Genomic DNA, 1,732 nt, shown 5'->3' on the forward strand with positions numbered 1-1,732 from the left:
TCAATAGTATTTTTTCCATAAAGAATTTTATGTAAGCCTTTCGTTTTTACTTTTGTTTTACCTTTTAATTTCATACTATTTTTTAAAGGTATTCTTTCTATATGAATATCAAAGTTATCTTTCCCTTCATTATTTCTTAAGCTTTTATATTCATTACTAATTTTCTTAGCATTTCCTGTTACATCTATTGGTTTATAATTTTCCATCATTATTACATGGTCTGCTACATCAAAATAATCACCAGAGCCTCCAATCACTAAAATAGTAGAAACATTTTCTTCGTTATATAGCTGTTTTACCCTGTCTATAAAAGGAGTTATAGGCTCTTTATCTTTTGACACTAAAGCTTGCATTCTTCCATCTCTAATCATAAAATTTGTTGCACTGGTATCTTCATCTAATAAGAGAAGGTTAGTACCAATTTCTAAAGCTTCCATTATATTAGCTGCTTGTGATGTACTACCACTAGCATTTTCAGTTTCAAACTCCTCCGTTGAAACCCCAAAAGGTAAATTGTTTATAAAAGGAGTGATATTTACTTTATGTACATTTCGTCCATCTTCGGCTCTTATTTTAACTGCATACCTTGTAGTTAGAACGAATTCTCTTCCATCACCAGGTATATGATTATAAATCCCTCTTTCTATAGCTCTTAATAAAGTTGACTTGCCATGATAACCTCCACCTACTATTAAGGTTACACCTTGTGGTATTCCCATACCTTTTATATGTCCTTTATTAGGAAGGTTAAACTCAACTTTTAATTCTTCTGGAGACTCAAATGGTACTACTTTTTTACCTTTCATAGGTCTATCGCTAATTCCACTCTCTCTAGGTAGGATTGAATCATTAGCTACAAAAGTAATAAGGCCCTTTTTTCTCATTTCCTCTCTCAAATATTCTTGGTCTTCCATAGTATTAACAAAATCTATTAATAAAGTCTTATTAAAATTATCATAAACTATTGAATTATTAATTATTTTTGGTATATCTTCAAATATCATTTCTATAGCTTGCATTCCTAATACTCTTCTTCCCTTAGCTGGAAGTCCAATAACAAATCTAACTTCAATATATCCTTCGTTGACTTCAGCCGATGTCCTCTCTATCATTTCTTGTCCGCCTACATCTATCTGGATAAGTCCGCTCTTTCCACTTCCTCTACGTTTGTTATAACTTCTACTCTCTCTATGAAAACTTCTTGTTAAGAAATCCTCTACAGCTATTTTTTTTGCTTTAGTATTGAATAGCTCTTTAGGGATTTTAGCAGTATTTAATGGCATTCTAACCCTTACTCTACTAGGACTAGCAAAAGGGTCTCCTTGAACATAATCAATAAAAAGAATATAATTACCAAAATCATATTTACCATGTATACCTTTATATTGTTTATATCCTTTATTATTAATTTGTTTTAATTTTTTTTCTAAAAACTCTTTGGTTTTCATTTCTATCCTCCTATCTTTAGTATTTTTTCCAAATTTTCTTGTATTATTAAGTTATATCTTTTATATTTTTCTATTTACTTAAATAATTATAAATTATACATTACTAATATTATAAAATATCCCCTATCTTGTCCAATATAAAGTGACCATTAGATAAATATAAGTAGTCGATGGACTTATTATCCATCGACTAAGAATGTATTATCTGGGTCTTAAGAAAGGCGGTCTTCTTGACCTTCTCAAATAACTTTCTATTTCACTTAATCGCTTTTCAATTTTTTCTA

General features: G+C 29.6%; 1 protein-coding gene. It reads right to left on the bottom strand.

The annotated features are described in order from the left end of the window. Window positions 1-1,448 (bottom strand): ABC-ATPase domain-containing protein (locus tag L21TH_RS04005; protein ID WP_034429270.1); only part of this gene is annotated, 1,448 nt, incomplete at its 3' end. Window positions 1,449-1,732 lie beyond the last annotated feature (284 nt).

Origin of the sequence: Caldisalinibacter kiritimatiensis, from assembly GCF_000387765.1 — a bacterium.
GTDB lineage: Bacteria > Bacillota > Clostridia > Tissierellales > Caldisalinibacteraceae > Caldisalinibacter > Caldisalinibacter kiritimatiensis.